Origin of the sequence: Rhodococcus sp. NKCM2511, assembly GCF_014905595.1 — a bacterium.
Classification (GTDB): Bacteria; Actinomycetota; Actinomycetes; order Mycobacteriales; family Mycobacteriaceae; genus Rhodococcoides; species Rhodococcoides fascians.
The window spans coordinates 3,083,306-3,101,749 of record NZ_BNHJ02000001.1; the positions used below are offsets into that span (position 1 = coordinate 3,083,306).

Here is an 18,444-nt window from a genome sequence, read left to right on the forward strand (position 1 = left end):
CGGACGGTGTTCTTCGAGGACAGTGATTGACACAGAGTCGAACGCGGTGCCACAGTGCGCAGGTAAGACGCGATGTACGCAGGTAATCCGGTGAAAATCCGGAACGGTTGCGCCACTGTGATCGACGTCGGGCAGATGTCCGAATTCGAGAGCCAGAAAACTCGTACATCGCATGGCCGTCCCTTCATCTTCGAAGGGACTACGGGACGCACAATCCCAGGAGGACACCCCCATGGCAATACTTCATGCACCCAGCAACACGACGGAATCGGCGGCCCTCGCCGTCATCGTCGCCGCGACGATACTGCTCGCGTTCGTTGTGCTCTACCTCGTCGGATTCGACCAGGGCGCGATCTCGCGTAGTGGCATGTACATGCACGAACTGATGCACGACGGCCGCCACCTGCTGGGCCTGCCATGCCACTGACCGGGACATTCGTTCAGTTGCTGGTGCGAGGTCTGCTCGCCGGTCTCGTCGCGGGACTGCTCGCCGGCGGAGTTGCCTTCGTCATCGGTGAGCCGCACGTCGATTCGGCCATCTCCATCGAAGAAGCGGCAGGCGAGGCACACCACGCCGACTCCGATGCGACTGCTGCGCATTCGCACGGCGACGAGGACGCCCTCGTCAGTCGCGACGGGCAACGCGTCGGACTCTTCCTCGCCACTGGACTCGCCGGGCTCGCACTCGGCGCGATCTTCGCGTCGGTACTGCACTATGCCCGACGGTTCAGCTCGCTCCCGGGCTCGATCCTCGCGCTCCTCGGAGCCGGGGCCGGATGGCTGGCAATCGAAGCGGTGCCGTTCTTCAAGTATCCGGCAAACCCACCGGCCGTCGGGGACCCGGAGACGATCACCCAGCGCACCTGGCTGTGGTTGGCGTCGGTGATTCTCGGTCTGCTGGCCGTGGGCGTCGCGATCTATGTGGCGAAGGCGGTGGCGTCGCAGTCGTCGGTGGCGGTTCGCGTCGGTGCTCCGACGGTGGCGTTCCTCGTGATCGTCGGTGTGGGCTACGCACTTCTGCCGGGCGTGAACGAAGTGGGTTCGGACTTCCCGGCGACCCTGCTGTGGGAATTCCGACTCTCGTCACTGGCCACGCAGGCAACCCTGTGGCTGGCTCTGGGACTGGGATTCGCGTTCCTCACCGACCGCGCGGTGCGACCTGTTCGCCGAGAGGCTGTCTCGGCTTAACCCTGTTTTGCCCGCCCCCCCAGGTTGGGATCAATGCGCCTTTGTTGCAGTCTGACCGACTGAAACCCACATTGATCCCAACCGGGGGTGGCATTACGGGGGTGGGGGTGGCGATCGGGGGCGAGCGCGATCAGCCGAATCCCAGTTGATGCAGGCGTTCGTCGTCGATGCCGAAGTGATGGCCGATTTCGTGCGCGACGGTGATGGCGATTTCGCGTCGGGCCTCGTGTTCGTCGTCGACCATGTCGAGGATCGGTTTGCGGTAGATCGTGATGACGTCGGGCAAGTGTCCGCTGTATTCGTAGCGTTCGGTCAACGCGATTCCCTCGTACAACCCGAGGATGTCCTCGGTGGGGTGTTCTTCCTCGACGAGGACGACGACGTTGTTCATGAAGTCGGTGAGTTCTCGCGGCAGTGTGTCGAGAGCGTCGGACACCGCTTCCTCGAAGTCGACGCGGGTCATATGGGTGGGGATGTCAGCCTCCGGTGGTGATCGGAGCGGCACCGGGCAGCGGAGTCGGGAGGGCGCGGCCGTCGGGGGCTGCGGGCGGCGGCACTGGTGCGGCACCGTTGATGAGGATGTCGCCCTTCGCGCTGCCGACGATGGTTGCGAATCCACCGGAGTCGAGTTCCTTGCCCACCGAGCAGGTCACCTGACGGCTACCGGCGAGCCAGCTCGAGACGTCGATCGTGTCCCAGAACAACGTCAGCGTCTTGTCCCGCAGCGCGTTCTCCGAGCCGAGGTATCCGTTGACGGCGTCGGTGCAGGTCTTCTCCAGGTACGCGTCCTGGTCGCCTTCCGACGGGTGCCCGCCGGGGAACTGCTGCGTGAGGTTGATCACCGAGGCCACCTCGAACGCGTGGGGAGTCGAGCATTCCACCGGGTCGGCAGGCACGTTCTGGTTGATTCCGATGCACGTGCCCGTCGGCCACACCTTGGACTGGTCCTGGTCGAGGATCGAGCCGGTCATCTCGAGCAGCGCACCGGTGTTCGACGGCATCTGCACACCGCACCGCAGCGTGCGCTCGCCCTTGGCCCATCCGGCCTGGCTGGGGAACATCAGGCCGACGCCGTAGCGGCCGTTCGGGTCGAACTTGGCACCGACGTAGCCGTCGACGGCGGCGCTGCAGTGCTCGTCGCGCAGTTCACCGAAGCGCAGCGCTCCCGGGTACGGCGCGCCGGGACCGAATTCGATACCGGGGTAGACACTCATGTCGATGTCGCGGGCCACCTCGAAGCGGTGGGCGTCGGCGCACGGCACTTCGCTGAGGTCCTGACGATCGGTCTCGGGATCGTCGGTGGGCGTCCACTGCAGGCATACGCCCGGGTCGGCGGCACCGAAGGACTTCGCGGACACCGGACCTGCGGTGGCGGGGCCACTGGCCGTCGAATGCGTGGTGATCTTCTCGGGAGTCGAGAATCCGCCGGACAGGAACACTGTTGCCCCCGCGGCCAGGACTGCACCGACGGCCACCATGGCGAGGCCGCGTCGAGCAGTGGTGGCCGAGAGAGTTCTCCGACTCTCGCTCGTCGTGGGGTCTGGTTCTGTAGCGGACATCGCCCTCCATCATGCCCGAGTATGTTCGGTCGACATGAGCGACCCAACGGGTGACGACGACCTCAGTGAGCTGGCCGGTCGACTGTTCGCAATGGCACGTACCGGTGACGCCGTCGGTCTGGCGAGTTACGTCGACGCCGGAGTTCCGGTGAATCTGCACAACGAGTCGGGGGACACCCTGCTCATGTTGGCCGCCTATCACGGTCATGCCGATGCGGTACGGGTGCTGGTCGAACGCGGTGCCGATGTGAACAAGGCCAACGACAAGGGCCAGAGCCCACTCGCGGGCGCTGTGTTCAAAGGCGAGGACGAGGTGGTGCGGCTGCTCATCGACGGCGGAGCCGACCCACACGGCGGCCACCCCTCGGCGATCGACGCAGCCACGATGTTCGGACGCGAGGACTACCTGGGCTTGCTCGGCAAGTAAGGTTTGCTCTCGTGATCGACCTGAAATTGCTTCGCGAGAACCCCGACGCAGTGCGCGCCTCGCAGCGCACCCGAGGCGAGGACCCCGCTCTCGTCGACGCTCTTCTGGACGCCGACGCCTCCCGCCGCGCCGCTGTGTTGGCCGGGGATCAGTTGCGTGCCGAGCAGAAGGCGCTGGGCAAGAAGGTCGGCAAGGCTTCGGCCGAGGACCGTCCCGCGCTGCTGGCCGGGGCATCGGAACTGGCCGCGAAGGTCAAGGCGGCCCAGGCAGCCGAGGCCGAGGCCGACGCAGCTCTCGACACGGCTCACCGGGCGATCTCCAACATCGTCGAGGAGGGAACGCCCGCGGGCGGCGAGGACGACTTCGTGCTGCTCGAGACCGTCGGCGACGTCCCCGAGTTCGACTTCGAGCCCAAGGATCACCTGGAACTCGGCGAGTCGCTGAACCTGATCGACATGGAACGCGGAGCCAAGGTGTCGGGCTCACGCTTCTACTTCATGACCGGCTACGGCGCGTTGCTGCAGCAGGGGCTGCTTCAGCTCGCCGCGCAGAAGGCCGTCAAGAACGGGTTCACCATGATGATCCCGCCGGTTCTCGTGCGGCCGGAGATCATGTCGGGAACCGGCTTCCTCGGAGCACACGCAGACGAGATCTACCGCCTCGAAGCCGACGACCTCTACCTCGTCGGAACCTCCGAAGTTGCTCTCGCGGGCTACCACTCGGGCGAGATCATCGACCTCGCCGACGGCCCCAAGCGCTACGCCGGTTGGTCGTCGTGCTTCCGTCGTGAAGCGGGCAGCTACGGCAAGGACACCCGCGGCATCATCCGCGTCCATCAGTTCGACAAGATCGAGATGTTCTCGTACATCAAGCCCGAGGACGCGGCGGCCGAGCATCGGAAGCTGCTGCAGTACGAGAAGGAAATGCTCGCCGCAGTCGAATTGCCCTACCGCGTCATCGACACCGCAGGCGGAGACCTCGGGTCGTCGGCCGCTCGCAAGTTCGACTGCGAAGCTTGGGTCCCCACGCAGAAGGCATACCGCGAGCTCACCTCGACCTCGAACTGCACGACCTTCCAGGCCCGACGCCTCGGCGTGCGATACCGCGACGAGAAGGGCAAGCCTCAGACCGCCGCCACCCTGAACGGCACCCTCGCCACCACGCGGTGGATCGTGGCGATCCTCGAAAACCACCAGCAGGCCGACGGCACCGTCCGGGTTCCGGAAGCCCTCGTGCCTTTCGTCGGGACCGATGTCCTGATGTAATTCAGGATCAGGCGATGTCGCCGATGCAGTAGCCCTCGCCGCCGATCGCCAGCAGGAACGTGCGATTCTGGTACACCCCCGAGGCGTCGATGATGTCCGCATTGACCTGCGTGTAGACGCCGTTCTGGGCCGTCACGAACACACTGTCGGGATCGAACGAGGTGATGCTCGGCAGAATTGCCGGATTCTCGGCCAGAGGTGGGGCAGTGGGAGACCCGGTGCCGTTCGGATCCCACGTGCCGCGGCTGTCGCACACCAGCGGGTAGCTCTCTTCGACGTCGCCCCGATTGACGGGGATACCGGCGATGCGTCCCAGATAGCGGTCGACGGTATAGACCGCGTCCGTCGCGTCGAACACCGGCGTCGTGCCGGTGGGATAGACGGTCGGGCAGGCGTAACCCGACGCGATCTCGCTGCGTTTGATGGCGACCGTTGCCGTGGGTCCGGTCCACGTCACCGCGTACTGACCGTCGACCGCGGGAGCCGCCACCGCAGCGAGGATGGCGCCGGTGTCGAAGTACATCGTCGGAATGTCGGTTGGCGGCACAGTCCAGCACCTCGCGGTGACGACACCTATTCCGCCGCCGGTGAGATCGTTGACGAACGGCCGTAGTGCCGCGGCGGCCGCAGGACTTCCGGGGGCTTCGCCGACGGGCGGACCCGGTGGGATGGGCGGCGGTGCCGGGGTGGTGATCGTCGGCTCAGGGGTGCTCGACCCGGCGGCATTCGCGGACTCGGGGGTGGACCCGGCACTGCTGCTGGACGGGGCTGCGTCCTGATCGGATGGGATCCCGACCGCGGAATCGCAGGCACCGACCAGCGCAATCATCGCTATCAGCGGCAGCGCGGTTCGGCAGACTCGGCTGCGCCGCGGTGAAGCCGCTCTGTTCTTCACGTGAATTCTCTCCCCCGTAGCTTCTCGAACTGCGCACGACCCGACCGCGCTCCTGGCCGGACCTTTCTCCGACCCCGTCCACCGACTACGCTAACCGACTGTGGAACCCGTCTACCGATCAGTCATCGGCATCGCTCGCACAGTGTTCGCGTTCGAGGGCCTGAAGTTCGAGGTCGAGGGCGAGGACCACATCCCTGCTACCGGTGGAGCGGTCATCGCCGTCAACCACACCGGATACATGGACTTCACCTACGCCGGGTTGCCGCCGCGGCGAGTGAAGCGCTACATCCGCTTCATGGCCAAGAAGGAAGTCTTCGACAACAAGATCTCCGGACCCATCATGCGCGCGCTCAAGCACATCCCCGTAGATCGTGGTGCAGGTGCGGAGTCCTACAAGTCGGCCGTGCAGAGTCTGCGCAACGGCGAACTGGTGGGCGTCTACCCCGAGGCCACCATCAGCCGGAGCTTCGAGATCAAGGAATTCAAGTCCGGTGCAGCGCGTATGGCCATCGAGGCCGGCGTCCCCATCATCCCGACGGTCATCTGGGGTGCGCAGCGAGTGTGGACCAAGGGCTACCCGAAGCGATTGGGCCGCACCAACACTCCGATCTCCATTGCCGTCGGTGAACCGATTGCGCCGGTCGGGCCGCCGAACGAACTGACCGACAAGCTGCGGTCGGTCATGCAGAAGATGCTGCTCGAGCTTCAGGAGGGCTACCACCACGAGCCCGGCGCGTACTGGGTTCCGGCCCGACTCGGTGGCAGTGCCCCGACCCTGGAGGAAGCCGACAAGCTCGACGCCCAGGATCTGGCGGCGCGCGCAGCCAAGCGCGTCGAGTAGTCGGCGGGCATGAACCTCCGCGGTGAACGGGTCGTGTTGCGGCCGATCACCGCCGAGGACGTGCCGGAGCTACGCCGAATACTGCACACCCCCGAGGTGCATGCGCGGTGGGGTGACGAGGACGCCGACGAGAGCTGGCCGTTCGACAACCCTGAAGAGACCCGCCTGGTTGTCGAATTGGACTCCGCGACAGTCGGTTTGATCCAGTACGGCGAAGAGACCGACCCGATGTACCGGCACGCGTCGATCGACATCTTCCTCGATCCGGCTGTACACGGCCGCGGCGTCGGAAAGGACGCGGTAGGCACGCTGGTGCGCTACCTGACAGTCGGTCTAGGTCATCACCGCCTGGTGATCGATCCGGCCGCCGACAACGCAGTAGCGATAGCCTGTTACAGCGCAGTCGGTTTCGAGCCGGTCGGGATCATGCGCAAGTACGAGAAGGGACCGGACGGCTGGCACGACAGTCTGCTGATGGACCTGATCGTCGACTAGCTGACATGTTCACGCGTTCAGGGGGACAGTCAGGCGGAAACGTGCCCCCGAAGGCCCTGCGAGGCAGACGAGTTCGCCGCCGTGGGCGCGCGCCAGTGTCCGAGCGATCGACAGCCCCAGTCCGACGCCACCGGATGCTCGGTCACGGGCGGAGTTCAGCCTGACGAGCCGCTCGAAGATGCGCTCACGGTCTGCCTCGGCGACACCCGGTCCTTCGTCGTCCACGGTGATGAATGCGTGGGTGTCCCGGCCGACCGCTACCCGAATCGTGCCGCCGGACGGGGTGAAACGACCGGCATTGTCGAGCACGTTCGACAGGATCTGTTCGATGCGTCCGACGTCGATGTGAACCGGGATCGGTTGCGGGGCATCGACATCGAACCGAATATCCGGCATGACCAGAGCTGCTCGCTCCACTGTGCGGCGGGTGATGTCGGCAAGGTCGGTATCGGTTGCGTCGAGATCCGACGTGTTCTCCGCACGGACGGAATCGAGCATGTCGCCCACCAATCGTGAGGCCCTGCTCGATTCCCCGACCAGCAGCTCGCTCCAGCGTGGGACTCGATCGGGGCGATGCTCGGCGTCGCGCTGCAGCGACTGCGCCAACGCCGAGATCCCGGCGACTGGAGTGCGCAGCTCGTGTGCGGCGTCGGCCAGAAAGCGCCGCATGTCCTCCTCGGCGAGGCGGGCTGTGCGCGCCGCTGCTGCCTCGCGGCGCTCGGCGTCCTCGAGGGCGTCGAGCATCTCGTCCACGGCCGAGGCAGTACGGCCGAGGTCGGTGTTCGGTTTGGTGGGAAGCAGCCGTCTACCCCTGTCGCCGTTGGTTATTCGGCGCGCGACCGATGTCATCGAGTCCAGCGGGGACAGTGCTCGCCGTACGGCAAAGGTGAGTGCAGCGGCGGCCAGTAGCAGCGTCACAGCACCCGCTCCCAGCATGAGGATGCGCAGTTGTCGCCGAACATCGGCGATGGCGGTGGTATCGCCGAGGAGAGACAGCGTCGAACCGTCGGGCAACGGTTCGGTGATCTCGAACGAATCGGACGGCAGCGCAGGAGGATCGGGCGGACCAGGGGGACTGGGAGTTCGCGACTGGCCCGCAGGCGGAGCCGGGGTGGCAGGCCGGATGTCCGGGCCAGGCGGTCCGCTGCCGGGAGCGCCGTACACCGTGCCGTCCGCAGCGGTGACACGAACTCGGATGGCGTCGCCCTGCAGGGCCTGCACCAGATCCCCGGGCCCGACGCCGCTCTCCACGAGCTCGACAGCCCGAGTTGCCCGGTCCGACAACCGCGCCTCCAGATCACGCCGAAGCTGTTGACCCAAAACGACATCCACCGACGAGCCGACAATCACCAACAGTGCCGCGAACAACACGACGACGGTGGCGACCACCCGCATCCGAAGCGACGGGGTCGGCGTCCGCTTCACTGCGGAGCCCGCAATGCATAACCCAAGCCGCGGACGGTATGAATCAACCGCGGCCCATGCGCTTCCATCTTGCGACGCAACGCACTGATGTGAACTTCCACCAGGTTACCGTCGTACGCGCCGTAGCCCCAGACCGATTCCAGGATAGAGGTTTTGGAGACGGTACGTCCGCGCTGTGCGACGAGGAACGTGGCCAAGCGGAGCTCCGTCGCCGTCAGATCGAGAACCTGACCTGCCCGAGTGACTACTCCGGCGGGCTCGTCGACCAGTAGATCACCGACCTGGACCGCGTCGGACGAACGACCGCGACGCCGCAGCACGGATTTGGCGCGGGCGACCACCTCGTCGAGTTGGAAAGGCTTGACCACGTAGTCGTCGGCGCCGTCACCTAGGCCCCGCAACCGGTCGGCCAGCTGGTCTTTCGCGGTGACCATGATGATGCCCGCGTCGCTGCTCTGCCGGACGACGTCGATGAGATCGAACCCGTCCCGTGCACCGGGCAGCATGACGTCGAGGATCACCACATCGGGACGAAAGCCTGCCATCGTGGTTTCGAAGTCGTCGCCGTCGGGCAGGGACACGGCGGTAAAACCCGCGTCCTCGAACGCGGCCACCAGCGCTTCCCTGATGGGTAACGAATCCTCCACCACCATCACCCGGGGAGCGGAACTGTATGTCATGCCTCGATTGTCACCCACCAGCTGAAGTGATCCTGAAGATGCGCCCAGCTTCAGGGTGACTTCAGCTAGCGGCGGCAGTGTCGGTGACAGACCGAAACGAACGACGCAGTCCGAACAAGGAGTGAACGTGAACGATCAGACCCAACCGATTCCCGCCGCATCGAACCCCGAGCCCACCCCGAGCGCCCAGGCAACTCGGGAGAACAAGCCCAAGCGGTGGAAGGGACGGGTACCGCTGGCAGCGACCGCAGCAGCGGGTCTTGCCCTAGGAGCCCTGGTGACCGCGGCGGTGTTCGCAGCAACTGGACCCGACGTCTCGCCAGGCGTGTCCACCGTAGCGTCGTCGTCTGCCCTCGGACAGCGAACCGACGGTGGTGGCGGTGTGGATGCATCGGAGGTGCCTGCGGCTCCTGCCGCTCCCGATTCCGGTGACGGATCGACGGTTCCCGCAGTTCCGACCCCACCGGGTGATGGCGCAACACCACCGGCACCGGGTGATGGCGCAACACCACCGGCACCGGGTGACGGCGCAACGCCGCCTGCCCCGCCCGCGGGTGGTCCGGGCAAGGGCGGACCGGCCGATGGTGGTCCGGGTAAGGGTGGGCCGGGCGCAGGTGGCCCGGGAGCGGTGTGCGCACCAGAAGACGGAGCGACGCCGCCCGCGCCGCCGGCACCGGCCGATGGCGCAACTCCGCCCGCGCTGCCGGCACCCGCTGACGGTGCGACGCCTCCCGCACCGCCGGCAGCGCCGTCCGGTTCCTGAACGCAAGCTCGGTCGGTCCCCGCACCGGATCGGTGCGGGGATCGGTGTGGGTGGAGGCGCGACTTCCGAACGCGCCCAGGGTTTTATCTCCCGCGGTACGCGGACGCCAGCGCGGCGTACTCGTCGAGGATTTTCAACGATTCATCGTGCGGCGCGGTGGGCAGCATGAGCGCAAGCTGCCCGAATCCCAACTCTTCGCAGGCTTGCCAGTACTCGGGGTCCGCGGGGGTGCCGAACTGTAGCAACGGAACGTCGTGCCCGAGTCCTTCGCGCATCGCATCGATGCGCGCGGACATGACATCGACGGGCTGTGGGTTGGCTATCCACCCGGCGTCGTGCCGGATGACGCGCTTCACCGTCGCATCGGAGGCACCGCCGATGAATATCGGGGGGTGCGGTGTCTGCACCGGCTTGGGACGGAGGTAGGAGGGTTCGATATCGACGTGCTTGCCGTGATACTCGGCCGGCTCGTTCGTCCACAGGGCTTTGATTGCTTCGATCTGCTCGTCCAACAGCGCACCCCGTGTCTTCGGGTCGGTGCCGTGGTTGCGGATCTCCTCGAGGATCCAACCCGCTCCCACGCCGAATACGAACCGGCCCCGTGAGATCAGGTCGATACTGGCGGATTCTTTTGCAGTGGTGATGGGATCACGCTGAATGAGCAAGGTGATACCGGTGACCAGCTCGATCTTCGATGTCACCGCTGCGGCCGCTGCCAGAGTGACGAAGGGGTCGAGCGTCCGATAGTAGAAGTCGGGCATCTCTTCGCCGGTGGGAAACGCCGTCTCCCTACTGGCTGGGATGTGAGTGTGCTCGGCGACAACCAGCGAGTCGAATCCACGCTCCTCGATGGCGCGAGCCAGCGACACCGGGTCGATCCCGTCGTCGGTGACGAAGGTGGAGATTCCGATTTTCAAGGCTGTTCCTAACGTCGGGTGTCGCCCGTGCACGGGGCGTGAAGTGGGATCACAGCCGGGGTCACTCCAGGATGAAGACGGGGAGTTGCCGGTCTGTCTGGGACTGGAATTCGGCGTACTGAGCGAAGGACTCGACGGCTAGCGTCCACCATTTCTCGCGCTCGGCCCCGTCGAGCTCGCGGGCCTGGAGGGTGAGAACCTTCGTCCCGTCTTGCACCGTGACGGTGGGGTTTGCCTTGATGTTGTAGTACCACGACGGGTTCGTGGCACCGGCACCGTTCGAACCGACCATGGCGTACTTGCCCTCGGCTTCGACGCGCATCAAGGGCACGTACCGCTTCTTGCCGGACTTCGCCCCGGTGATCGTGAACAGCACGACAGGCAGACCCTGATACTCGGCCCCCTCGGTGGTGCCCTGCTCGAGAATCTGCTCGGTCAGCTCGCGGACCCAGGACTTGGGGCTCAGCTCGGTTTCGGTGGCGGTCTCGTTATCAATCACGTGGGCGCCAACAATCGCCATGGCCGGAAATTCCCGATACGTCTCGCTCAACGAAACTTTGCCCCTCTCCTGGTAATTCCACCCCTTCCACACCGGGGATCGTGGCATCGATGCGTGGGCAACGCGTGGTGGCCGCGGGCGCAGATTATTGCCTAAGACATTTTGGGGTACATCCGTGTCGGACGTGCATCCGATGCGCGATCGGGCAGGCTGGGGTCTTCGCTTCGATAGCAGGGGCGACACCGGTATCGAAGCTGCGCTCCGGGAAGGCCGTGAGAATCGAGAAAAAGAACGGTAGACGGACAGTGATCACTGCCCGGGATTTCCGCGCAGGCTGTCGTCGCGCTGAATCGGGTCATCGATCGCGGTTGGACAGGTACACCGCGAAAATAGCCGTCGAGCCGAAAAAGGCTCAGTCGGCGGGACGGGCTTGATCAGCCTCTAGAGCAACGGTTTCCAGCTCGGATCGGTACTGATCCCACCAGGCTGCGTCGCCGTCGGCCATGTTCTCGTTGCCGAGGCGCAGTCCGACGAAGTTGTCGATCAATTCGCGCAGTATGTCTGCGTGTCCGGCATGTCGATTCGTTTCGATGCACAGATGCACCAGTACGCGATGCAACGTCACTTCTTGTTTGTCCGCAGGCCAGTGCAGGACGCGTCCCGCTGCATCCAGGTCGAGTGAATCGATGGTCTTGTCGGCATACGTCCACGCCTCGCGGTACAGGGCGACAATGGATTCCGACGATTCTTCGGCGGTGGCCCACATGTCGGAATTCAGCCGGGCCATGCCCTCTGCTTCCAATTCCGCGAAAGGAGATGGAAATTCGCGACCGAACGTGAGGCCGAAGTAGCCGTATTCGACGATGGCGAGGTGTTTGACCAACCCCAACAGGTTGGTTCCCGTCGGCGTCATCGGTCGGCGCTTCTGGTATTCGGTGAGGCCGTCGAGCTTCCACAGCATGTTCTGGCGAGCGATCCGAAGGTACTGGTGCAGCTCGTCCTTCATGTCGTTCAGCTCGTCGATGCGTGCCACACGAGGGCTGCGGCCAGTGCGCCGAGTCCGTTCAACGACCAGTGCAGGGCGATGGGTGCGATGAGACTTCCGCTTCGACTGCGCAGCCAGGTGAAGACGACCCCGGCTGCGGCGGTCGCGACGACTGCGAGCGCGATCCCGACGATTTGCCCGAACAGCCCGCCGCCGAGAAATCCGCTGAGTCCCACGTTCCCGGCGGTCAGGCCGAGCGAGGACGCGATGTGCCACAGACCGAAGAGCAGGGACCCTGCCGCGAAGACTCCGCGGGCGCCGTAGATGCGGCCCAACGTGCCGTGCAGCACTCCACGGAACGCGAGTTCTTCCGGGATGACCGTTTGCAGTGGGATGACGATCATCGAGGCGACCAGCGCCGCGGAGATGGTGGCATAGCGATCGGCCATGAAGAAGGGCCGCGTCATCGGCAGTAATGCACCGACGGCGATGACGGTCAGGACGATGCCGACGGCACCGAGTGCGTAGAGCGAACCCGTCTTCCATTGCTTGGGTGACAGTCCCAGCTCGGCCCATCCGAGTCCGCGACGGTTCGACAGGATCACCAGGAGAACGGCGGCGATCGGAACCGTCGCGATACTCGCCCACACCGTGGTGAAGTGCGCGATGAAGTTGGTGCCCACGAGCACGAGAACGACGATGGCGACGTCGAGGTAAGCGCGGACGGCCCGTCGAGGTGCGACGCTCCCGGCTGGGTTGACAGCAAGCATTGGATCGAGTGTACCGGCGTCAGCTGACGACACCCGGAGAATCGAGGCTTCTGTCGAGGCCCTTACGGTCGTAGAGAAGGGTGAACACCAGGCCGAACACGAGGCCGATGAGCAGCCCGAGGGACGTCATACCCACCGAATGCAGCAGGCCGGCGTCGGGCGAGGCGTTGAAGTACAGGATCGATCGGGTGCCGAGGAAAATCTGATGCATCGGCTCGAACTGGGCAAGCCACGTGAAAATCGGCGGGCTCGCCTCGAGAGGAATCGTGCCACCCGAGGACGGCAGGGCCAGGATGATGAAGACGACCAAGTTGACCAACAGTCCGGCGGTCCCGAATGCGGACATCACCGCCAGCGCAGTGAATCCGACGGCGGTGATCGCGAACGCGCCGTACATCCACAGGGTCCACGCATGGGTGATGGGCATACCCAGTAGATGGCTGATCAGTAGGTACAGGGCGGATACGAGCATGGCCAGAACGAACATCACCAGCCACTTGACCAACAGCGTCTGGAACCGGCTGATCCGGGTGGGTCCGCGGTGGATGTACTTCGGGCCGATTTCGGTTGGGGTGAACCCCAACAAGCCGTCGACGAGGGTGCTGACGATGGTCGCACCGGTGAATCCCGCCAAGACGAGCAGTAGCGCGTAGTAGAACGCAGACAGGCCACCGCCGGTACCGTCGGGCAGTGGATCGTGCTGGGCAACAATCACATCGATCGGCTGCGCCAACGTCAGAGCGCTCGCGCCCGCCAGGGGAGTGTCGCCGAGCTGCTGGCGAACCTGATCGGTGATCTGTTGGCCCACAGTCTGATTCACCGATTCGAATGCCGGAGTGGCCACTCCGGTCACGAGCGACATTCCGAAGCTACCCGCCCGCGGATTGGTGTAGACGGTGATGATCGGCTTCTCGATATCACCGGGGATGATGCTGCCCTCGGCCAGGATTCCCATTCTCTTGGTGAAATCACTGGGGATGACGATGGAGCCGTAGACCTCGGCCGTGGACAGCAACGATTCGGCCTGAGCCGGGCCGACCTCGCGGAAAGCGACCTTCTCGGAATCGACGTTCTGAATCAATCCGTCGACGATGTCGTTGCCGATATTGCGTTGCTCACCCGCAAGGGTGTCGCCCTCGTCCTGGTTGACGATCGCAATGGGCAGATCGTGCAAGTTGCCCCGCGGATCGAGAACGCCGCCCAGATACAGGGCCGCGAGAAACGACATGAGGGTCGAGACGACAAGGATCGGAGCGAGCCAGAAGCGCGGCGAACGAAGGACGTCGGCCATCGACCGAGGGGTTCTGTCGGGTGTCACCGGATCAGTGTCGCAAGTTCGGCTCCCATGTGCGCGGTAGTTCAACCCCTGCTAAGAAGTCCCGCCCTTCTGGACAGGTCGGCAGAATGCACGCCGGACGGTGGCGGCGAGGGCGGCCCGGCGTCGGTCGTGGTCCGTCTCGGGCTCACTACGGTCGGCGGTGTGAATGATCGCCGCCTGAGCCCACGTACCGGCCAACGCGATCAGCATCGACCAGATATCCGCGGGGTCTACGTCGTCCACGAGCAGCCCGGCGCGTTGAGCCTCGGCGATCATGACGAATTTCTCATCGTCGTGTCCGGGTCTGCGGTCGAACAGCGGCCCGGTCGGGGTTCGCTCCAGCCGGGCCCACGTCAGCAGACGTACCAGCGTGGGGTCGCCGAGGTACATGTCGTAGAGCTTCATCGCGTACCCGGGCAGGTCGCCGGGAGTGAAGGCGATGTTCTCGATATCGGTGTCGACTCGCGTGTCGAAGGCGGTGTCGAACAAGGTGTCCTTGTTGCCGAAGTAGCTGTAGATCAACGATTTGTTCGATGCGGCCGTCGCCGCGATTCGGTCCACTCGTGCTCCGGCGATGCCGTGCGTCGCGAACTCCTCGGTGGCGGCGGCCAGCAGCCGAGCTCGGGTAGCCGTGGAATTGCCCATGCGAGAACCATACATTTCCAACTGGTTGGTTGAAAACTGTCCCACGACCCGCTACCGTTTCCAACCAGTTGGTTATTTCTGAAGGGATACGAACATGCGGACAGCTACCGGATACAGAGCCATCGACGAGACCGCGGCACTCGAGCGGTGGACATTCGACCGGCGGGATCTTCGCGACGACGACGTTGCCGTTCGGGTGACGTACTGCGGGGTGTGCCACACCGATCTGCACTCGACACGGAATCCCGGTGACTTCCCTGTGGTGCCCGGGCACGAGTTCGTCGGGGAGGTGACCGAGATCGGTCCCGGAGTCACGGATTTTGCCGTCGGCGATGCGGTGGCCGTCGGAAACATCGTCGACTCGTGCGGGCGGTGCGATATGTGCACGGTGGGTCAGGAAAATTTCTGTCGAGAGTTCCCTACCCTGACCTATGGAGGGCGCGACCGACACGACGGAATTACCACTCGCGGTGCGTATTCCGACGAATACGTGGTTCGCGATCGGTTCGTCTACCACCGCCCGGAGAACCTCGACCCAGCGGCAGTGGCACCCCTGATGTGTGCCGGCATCACCGTGTGGGAGCCGTTGCGCCGCTGGAACGTCGGCCCCGGCGTGAGGTTGGGGGTGGCCGGAATCGGCGGGCTCGGCCATCTGGCGGTCAAGCTGGGCCGCGCACTCGGGGCGGAGGTCACCGTATTCACCACCAGCGCAGGCAAAGCCGCCGATGCGAAGGAGCTGGGTGCTCATCACGTGGTCGTCTCGACCGACGACGCCGCGATGAACGCACTGGCAGGTGGTCTCGATCTGATCATCGACTGCGTGCCCGTCGAGCACGATCTCGCGCCGTACCTACGTTGCCTCGCACTCGACGGAACGCTCTGCACAGTGGGCTATCTCGGCTCGACGACGGTCGCTTTCCTGGATTTACTGATCGGCCGGAAGAGTCTGGCGTCGGCGGGCAGTGGTGGACGCCGATACACCCAGGAATTGCTTGATTTTTGTGGCGAACACGGCATCGTTGCCGAGGTGGAGACGATGCCGTCCGCTCGAGTGAACGAGGCTTTCGATCGGTTGGCAGCCAACGACGTTCGGTACAGGTTCGTACTCGATATGTCGGACCTGGCTGCCCCACCCATGTGAGTGGAACTTCGTAGCAGGCTACGAAGTTCCATGCACATGCGGCGCAGCCGCTCCTAGGCGGTTGCGCGACGCGGCAGCTTCCAGTCCGGGCGAACCCAGTGGCAGGTGTAGCCCTCGGGGTACTTCTGCAGGTAGTCCTGGTGCTCGGGTTCGGCTTCCCAGAAATCTCCTGCCGGGGTCACTTCGGTGACGACCTTGCCCGGCCACAGCCCCGACGCGTCGACATCGGCGATCGTGTCCTCGGCCACGCGCTTCTGCTCGTCGTTCAGGTAGAAGATGGCCGAGCGGTAGCTGGCTCCGATGTCGTTGCCCTGACGATTCTTCGTGCTGGGATCGTGGATCTGGAAGAAGAACTCCAGCAGATCCCGGTACGACGTCTGGGTGGGGTCGTAGACCACTTCGAGGCCTTCGGCATGGTTGCCGTGGTTGCGGTACGTCGCGTTGGGGACTTCGCCGCCGGTGTAGCCGACGCGAGTGGAGACCACCCCGGGCAGCTTGCGGACGAGCTCTTCGGCTCCCCAGAAGCATCCTCCGGCGAGAATGGCGGTTTCGGTGGCTGCAGACATGTGCTCTCCTAGTTCTCTATCGAGCGATACGTGGGGTTCAACGAACGAGTCGTCCTCATAATTCCGAATCGTGGGTGCGTTCGCCGACCTCGAGGACGAGTTTGCCGGTATTGGCACCGTCGAACAACAGGTTGAGCGTCGATCCGAACGCCGTGATTCCGCCGATCTCGATCTGCTCGCGCGCGGTCATCTTGCCGCTGGTGAGCAGCTCCGACAGAGCGTCGACGCCTTCCTGGTAGCGATCGAGATAGTCGAAGATGATGAACCCGGTCATCGACGCACGGTTGATCAGCAGGGACAGGTAGTGCGCGGGTCCGGGCTGCGGTTCGGTGGCGTTGTAGCCGGAGATGGCCCCGCACAACACCACTCGCGCACCCTTACGCAGGCGCGAGAGCGCCGCATCGAGAATCTCGCCGCCGACGTTGTCGAAATAGACGTCGATGCCCTTCGGTGCAGCGGCCTTGAGGGCCTTGTACACCGACTCGTTCTTGTAGTCGATCGCCGCGTCGAAGCCCAGCTCCTCGGTGAGCCAGGCGCATTTCTCGGGTCCGCCGGCAATTCCGATCACGGTGGCTCCCTTGGCTTTCGCGATCTGACCCGCGATGCTGCCGACGGCACCAGCCGCCCCGGAGATGACGACGGTATCGCCCTCGGCCAGCTTGCCGACGTCCATCAACCCGAAGTAGGCCGTCAATCCCGGGAAGCCGAGGGCACCGAGCCAGGTGGGTGCCGGTGCGATCGATTCGTCGACCTTCTGCACTCCCGACCCGTCCGAGATCGCATGCTCGGTGACGCCGAACGAGCCCGAAACGACTTCGCCGACAGCGTAATCCGGATGCCGGGACTCGAGGACGCGGCCGACGGCATGAGCACGCATCACCTCACCGATGCCGACGGGAGGCACGTACGAGCGCGCATCGTTGAGCCAACCGCGCATGGCGGGATCGAGGGAGACGTAGTCGACGGTGACGACGAATTCCCCGTCGCCCGGGGTGGGGATGGGTTCCTCGGTGAGATCCCACGTCGACTCGTCGGGACGCCCCACGGGCCGCTGAGCCAAGCGGATCTGACGGTTCACGGATGTCATCTACCGTTCCTTCCACATCGAAGACGTGCATGTCGAAAACAGGGTCCTTCGACACTAGGGCAGAATGACGTCACGATGACCAACGCGCCGAACACCACCCGCCTCGCCCCTCGCCTCGTCGCCAGCGATGTCGACGGGACCCTGCTCGACCAGCACGAACGTGTCAGTGAACGCACCAAGCGAGCTGTCGCAGCCGTCGTAGCGGACGGAGTGCCGTTCGTGCTGTCCACCGGCAGGCCGCCGCGGTGGATCCACCCCGTCGTCGACGGTCTCGGATACGCGCCGATGTCGGTGTGCGCCAACGGTGCGGTCATCTACGACGCGGCCACCGATCGCGTGCTCAGTGCGGAGACCCTCGATGTCGAGACGTTGCAGTGGCTGGCCGACGTCGCGTACCGCGCGCTACCCGGCTGCGGTCTCGCGGCCGAGCGCGTCGGCCGATCGGCGCACGACGCGGCCACGCCGCAGTTCGTCAGCTCGCCCGGCTACGAGCACGCGTGGCTCAATCCCGACAACGTCGAGATGTCCGAGGACGACGTCGTCGACGTCCCCGCGGTGAAGCTCTTGATACGGCTGTCGGGATCGACCAGCGGCCACATGGCAAACATTCTCTCGCCGCTGATCTCCGGCCGCGCCGACCTGACCTTCTCCACCGACAACGGGCTCATCGAACTGTCGGCACCGGGCGTCACGAAGGCGTCGGGCCTGGCGAAGGTCGCCGAGACCCTGTCCGTGGACGTCGCCGACATCGTCGCCTTCGGGGACATGCCCAACGACGTCCCGATGTTGTCGATGGTCGGCCTGGGCGTCGCCATGGGCAACGCGCATCCGGCCGCCGTCGCCGCCGCGGACGAAGTGACCGTCACCAACGCAGACGACGGAGTGGCGCAGGTACTCGAACGCTGGTGGTGATGCGCCGGTACAGGGGCGCATCGAACACGACAAGGGCCGAGTCACCACGGTGACTCGGCCCTTGTC

The 18,444-nt window shown here is 64.9% G+C and carries 22 protein-coding genes and 1 riboswitch; of the genes, 9 read left to right on the plus strand and 13 right to left on the minus strand.

What is annotated here, in order from left to right:
* The first annotated feature begins 47 nt into the window (after window positions 1–47).
* Window positions 48–182, plus strand: a riboswitch (cobalamin riboswitch).
* Window positions 183–232: 50 nt separating this feature from the next.
* Together JLZ96_RS14445 and JLZ96_RS14450 are read left to right on the plus strand one after the other, a co-directional pair.
* The gene (locus tag JLZ96_RS14445; RefSeq protein WP_027494840.1) at window positions 233–427 is read left to right on the plus strand and encodes a CbtB domain-containing protein; all 195 of its coding nucleotides are present in this window, start codon (window positions 233–235) and stop codon (window positions 425–427) included.
* A complete protein-coding gene (locus JLZ96_RS14450) occupies window positions 418–1,188 on the plus strand; it encodes a CbtA family protein (protein WP_032366733.1) in 771 nt (256 codons plus the stop codon). Before JLZ96_RS14445 ends, JLZ96_RS14450 begins: the two co-directional genes overlap by 10 nt.
* A 130-nt stretch (window positions 1,189–1,318) precedes the next feature.
* Here the strand turns inward: JLZ96_RS14450 and JLZ96_RS14455 are convergent, their stop codons facing one another.
* Both JLZ96_RS14455 and JLZ96_RS14460 read right to left on the minus strand, forming a co-directional pair.
* Window positions 1,319–1,651, minus strand: a complete 333-nt coding sequence (locus JLZ96_RS14455) for a metallopeptidase family protein (RefSeq protein ID WP_027494838.1) — start codon at window positions 1,649–1,651, stop codon at window positions 1,319–1,321.
* A gap of 13 nt (window positions 1,652–1,664) precedes the next feature.
* Window positions 1,665–2,747 carry a septum formation family protein gene (locus JLZ96_RS14460; protein ID WP_201010432.1) on the minus strand — a complete coding sequence of 361 codons (1,083 nt, stop codon included), beginning with the start codon at window positions 2,745–2,747 and terminating at the stop codon, window positions 1,665–1,667.
* A 34-nt stretch (window positions 2,748–2,781) separates the two neighbouring features.
* Between JLZ96_RS14460 and JLZ96_RS14465 the strand changes: the two genes are divergently transcribed.
* Together JLZ96_RS14465 and serS are read left to right on the plus strand one after the other, a co-directional pair.
* On the plus strand, window positions 2,782–3,174 hold the full coding sequence (locus JLZ96_RS14465; protein ID WP_032383011.1) for an ankyrin repeat domain-containing protein: 393 nt from the start codon (window positions 2,782–2,784) through the stop codon (window positions 3,172–3,174).
* Window positions 3,175–3,185: 11 nt separating this feature from the next.
* Complete coding sequence (serS, locus tag JLZ96_RS14470; protein ID WP_201010433.1) at window positions 3,186–4,439, plus strand: serine--tRNA ligase; 1,254 nt, start codon at window positions 3,186–3,188, stop codon at window positions 4,437–4,439.
* 7 nt (window positions 4,440–4,446) lie between these two features.
* Here the strand turns inward: serS and JLZ96_RS14475 are convergent, their stop codons facing one another.
* Complete coding sequence (locus JLZ96_RS14475; RefSeq protein WP_201010434.1) at window positions 4,447–5,334, minus strand: hypothetical protein; 888 nt, start codon at window positions 5,332–5,334, stop codon at window positions 4,447–4,449.
* Window positions 5,335–5,434: 100 nt separating this feature from the next.
* On the opposite strand from JLZ96_RS14475, the gene JLZ96_RS14480 reads away from it, so the two are divergent.
* Window positions 5,435–6,175 (plus strand): 1-acyl-sn-glycerol-3-phosphate acyltransferase, encoded by a 741-nt coding sequence (locus tag JLZ96_RS14480; protein ID WP_027494833.1) that lies wholly within the window; start codon window positions 5,435–5,437, stop codon window positions 6,173–6,175.
* Window positions 6,176–6,184: 9 nt separating this feature from the next.
* Window positions 6,185–6,670, plus strand: coding sequence for a GNAT family N-acetyltransferase (locus JLZ96_RS14485; protein ID WP_032407192.1), 486 nt, complete (start codon window positions 6,185–6,187; stop codon window positions 6,668–6,670).
* 9 nt (window positions 6,671–6,679) lie between these two features.
* On the opposite strand, the gene JLZ96_RS14490 is transcribed toward JLZ96_RS14485, so the two are convergent.
* Both JLZ96_RS14490 and JLZ96_RS14495 read right to left on the minus strand, forming a co-directional pair.
* Window positions 6,680–8,095, minus strand: a complete 1,416-nt coding sequence (locus tag JLZ96_RS14490) for a HAMP domain-containing sensor histidine kinase (RefSeq protein WP_201010435.1) — start codon at window positions 8,093–8,095, stop codon at window positions 6,680–6,682.
* The gene (locus tag JLZ96_RS14495) at window positions 8,092–8,775 is read right to left on the minus strand and encodes a response regulator transcription factor (RefSeq protein ID WP_072691980.1); all 684 of its coding nucleotides are present in this window, start codon (window positions 8,773–8,775) and stop codon (window positions 8,092–8,094) included. Before JLZ96_RS14495 ends, JLZ96_RS14490 begins: the two co-directional genes overlap by 4 nt.
* A 127-nt stretch (window positions 8,776–8,902) precedes the next feature.
* On the opposite strand from JLZ96_RS14495, the gene JLZ96_RS14500 reads away from it, so the two are divergent.
* Window positions 8,903–9,538 (plus strand): hypothetical protein, encoded by a 636-nt coding sequence (locus JLZ96_RS14500; protein ID WP_201010781.1) that lies wholly within the window; start codon window positions 8,903–8,905, stop codon window positions 9,536–9,538.
* Between the two features lie 83 nt (window positions 9,539–9,621).
* On the opposite strand, the gene JLZ96_RS14505 is transcribed toward JLZ96_RS14500, so the two are convergent.
* The 6 genes from JLZ96_RS14505 to JLZ96_RS14530 all read right to left on the minus strand — a co-directional run bounded on the left by JLZ96_RS14505 (window position 9,622) and on the right by JLZ96_RS14530 (window position 14,672).
* Complete coding sequence (locus JLZ96_RS14505) at window positions 9,622–10,455, minus strand: LLM class F420-dependent oxidoreductase (RefSeq protein WP_032366743.1); 834 nt, start codon at window positions 10,453–10,455, stop codon at window positions 9,622–9,624.
* Between the two features lie 61 nt (window positions 10,456–10,516).
* The gene (locus tag JLZ96_RS14510; protein ID WP_236253985.1) at window positions 10,517–10,954 is read right to left on the minus strand and encodes a nitroreductase family deazaflavin-dependent oxidoreductase; all 438 of its coding nucleotides are present in this window, start codon (window positions 10,952–10,954) and stop codon (window positions 10,517–10,519) included.
* A 412-nt stretch (window positions 10,955–11,366) separates the two neighbouring features.
* Window positions 11,367–11,960 carry a DinB family protein gene (locus JLZ96_RS14515; protein WP_201010753.1) on the minus strand — a complete coding sequence of 198 codons (594 nt, stop codon included), beginning with the start codon at window positions 11,958–11,960 and terminating at the stop codon, window positions 11,367–11,369.
* Window positions 11,961–11,965: 5 nt separating this feature from the next.
* A complete protein-coding gene (locus JLZ96_RS14520) occupies window positions 11,966–12,709 on the minus strand; it encodes a CPBP family intramembrane glutamic endopeptidase (RefSeq protein ID WP_201010437.1) in 744 nt (247 codons plus the stop codon).
* Window positions 12,710–12,728: 19 nt separating this feature from the next.
* Window positions 12,729–14,027 carry a YhgE/Pip domain-containing protein gene (locus JLZ96_RS14525; RefSeq protein ID WP_374758038.1) on the minus strand — a complete coding sequence of 433 codons (1,299 nt, stop codon included), beginning with the start codon at window positions 14,025–14,027 and terminating at the stop codon, window positions 12,729–12,731.
* Between the two features lie 51 nt (window positions 14,028–14,078).
* Window positions 14,079–14,672, minus strand: a complete 594-nt coding sequence (locus JLZ96_RS14530) for a TetR family transcriptional regulator (RefSeq protein ID WP_032366746.1) — start codon at window positions 14,670–14,672, stop codon at window positions 14,079–14,081.
* A 94-nt stretch (window positions 14,673–14,766) separates the two neighbouring features.
* Here JLZ96_RS14530 and JLZ96_RS14535 point away from each other — a divergent pair, with 94 nt between their 5' ends.
* Complete coding sequence (locus JLZ96_RS14535) at window positions 14,767–15,813, plus strand: NAD(P)-dependent alcohol dehydrogenase (RefSeq protein WP_032385353.1); 1,047 nt, start codon at window positions 14,767–14,769, stop codon at window positions 15,811–15,813.
* Window positions 15,814–15,866: 53 nt separating this feature from the next.
* Here JLZ96_RS14535 and msrA read toward each other — a convergent pair whose 3' ends face one another.
* Both msrA and JLZ96_RS14545 read right to left on the minus strand, forming a co-directional pair.
* Entirely contained in the window at window positions 15,867–16,379 is a 513-nt protein-coding gene (msrA, locus tag JLZ96_RS14540; protein WP_032381071.1) for a peptide-methionine (S)-S-oxide reductase MsrA, read from the minus strand.
* Between the two features lie 55 nt (window positions 16,380–16,434).
* Window positions 16,435–17,466: an NADP-dependent oxidoreductase gene (locus tag JLZ96_RS14545; RefSeq protein ID WP_032374181.1), complete on the minus strand. Its 1,032-nt coding sequence runs from the start codon at window positions 17,464–17,466 to the stop codon at window positions 16,435–16,437.
* A 75-nt stretch (window positions 17,467–17,541) separates the two neighbouring features.
* Here JLZ96_RS14545 and JLZ96_RS14550 point away from each other — a divergent pair, with 75 nt between their 5' ends.
* On the plus strand, window positions 17,542–18,378 hold the full coding sequence (locus JLZ96_RS14550; protein WP_027494821.1) for a Cof-type HAD-IIB family hydrolase: 837 nt from the start codon (window positions 17,542–17,544) through the stop codon (window positions 18,376–18,378).
* Window positions 18,379–18,444: the final 66 nt, after the last annotated feature.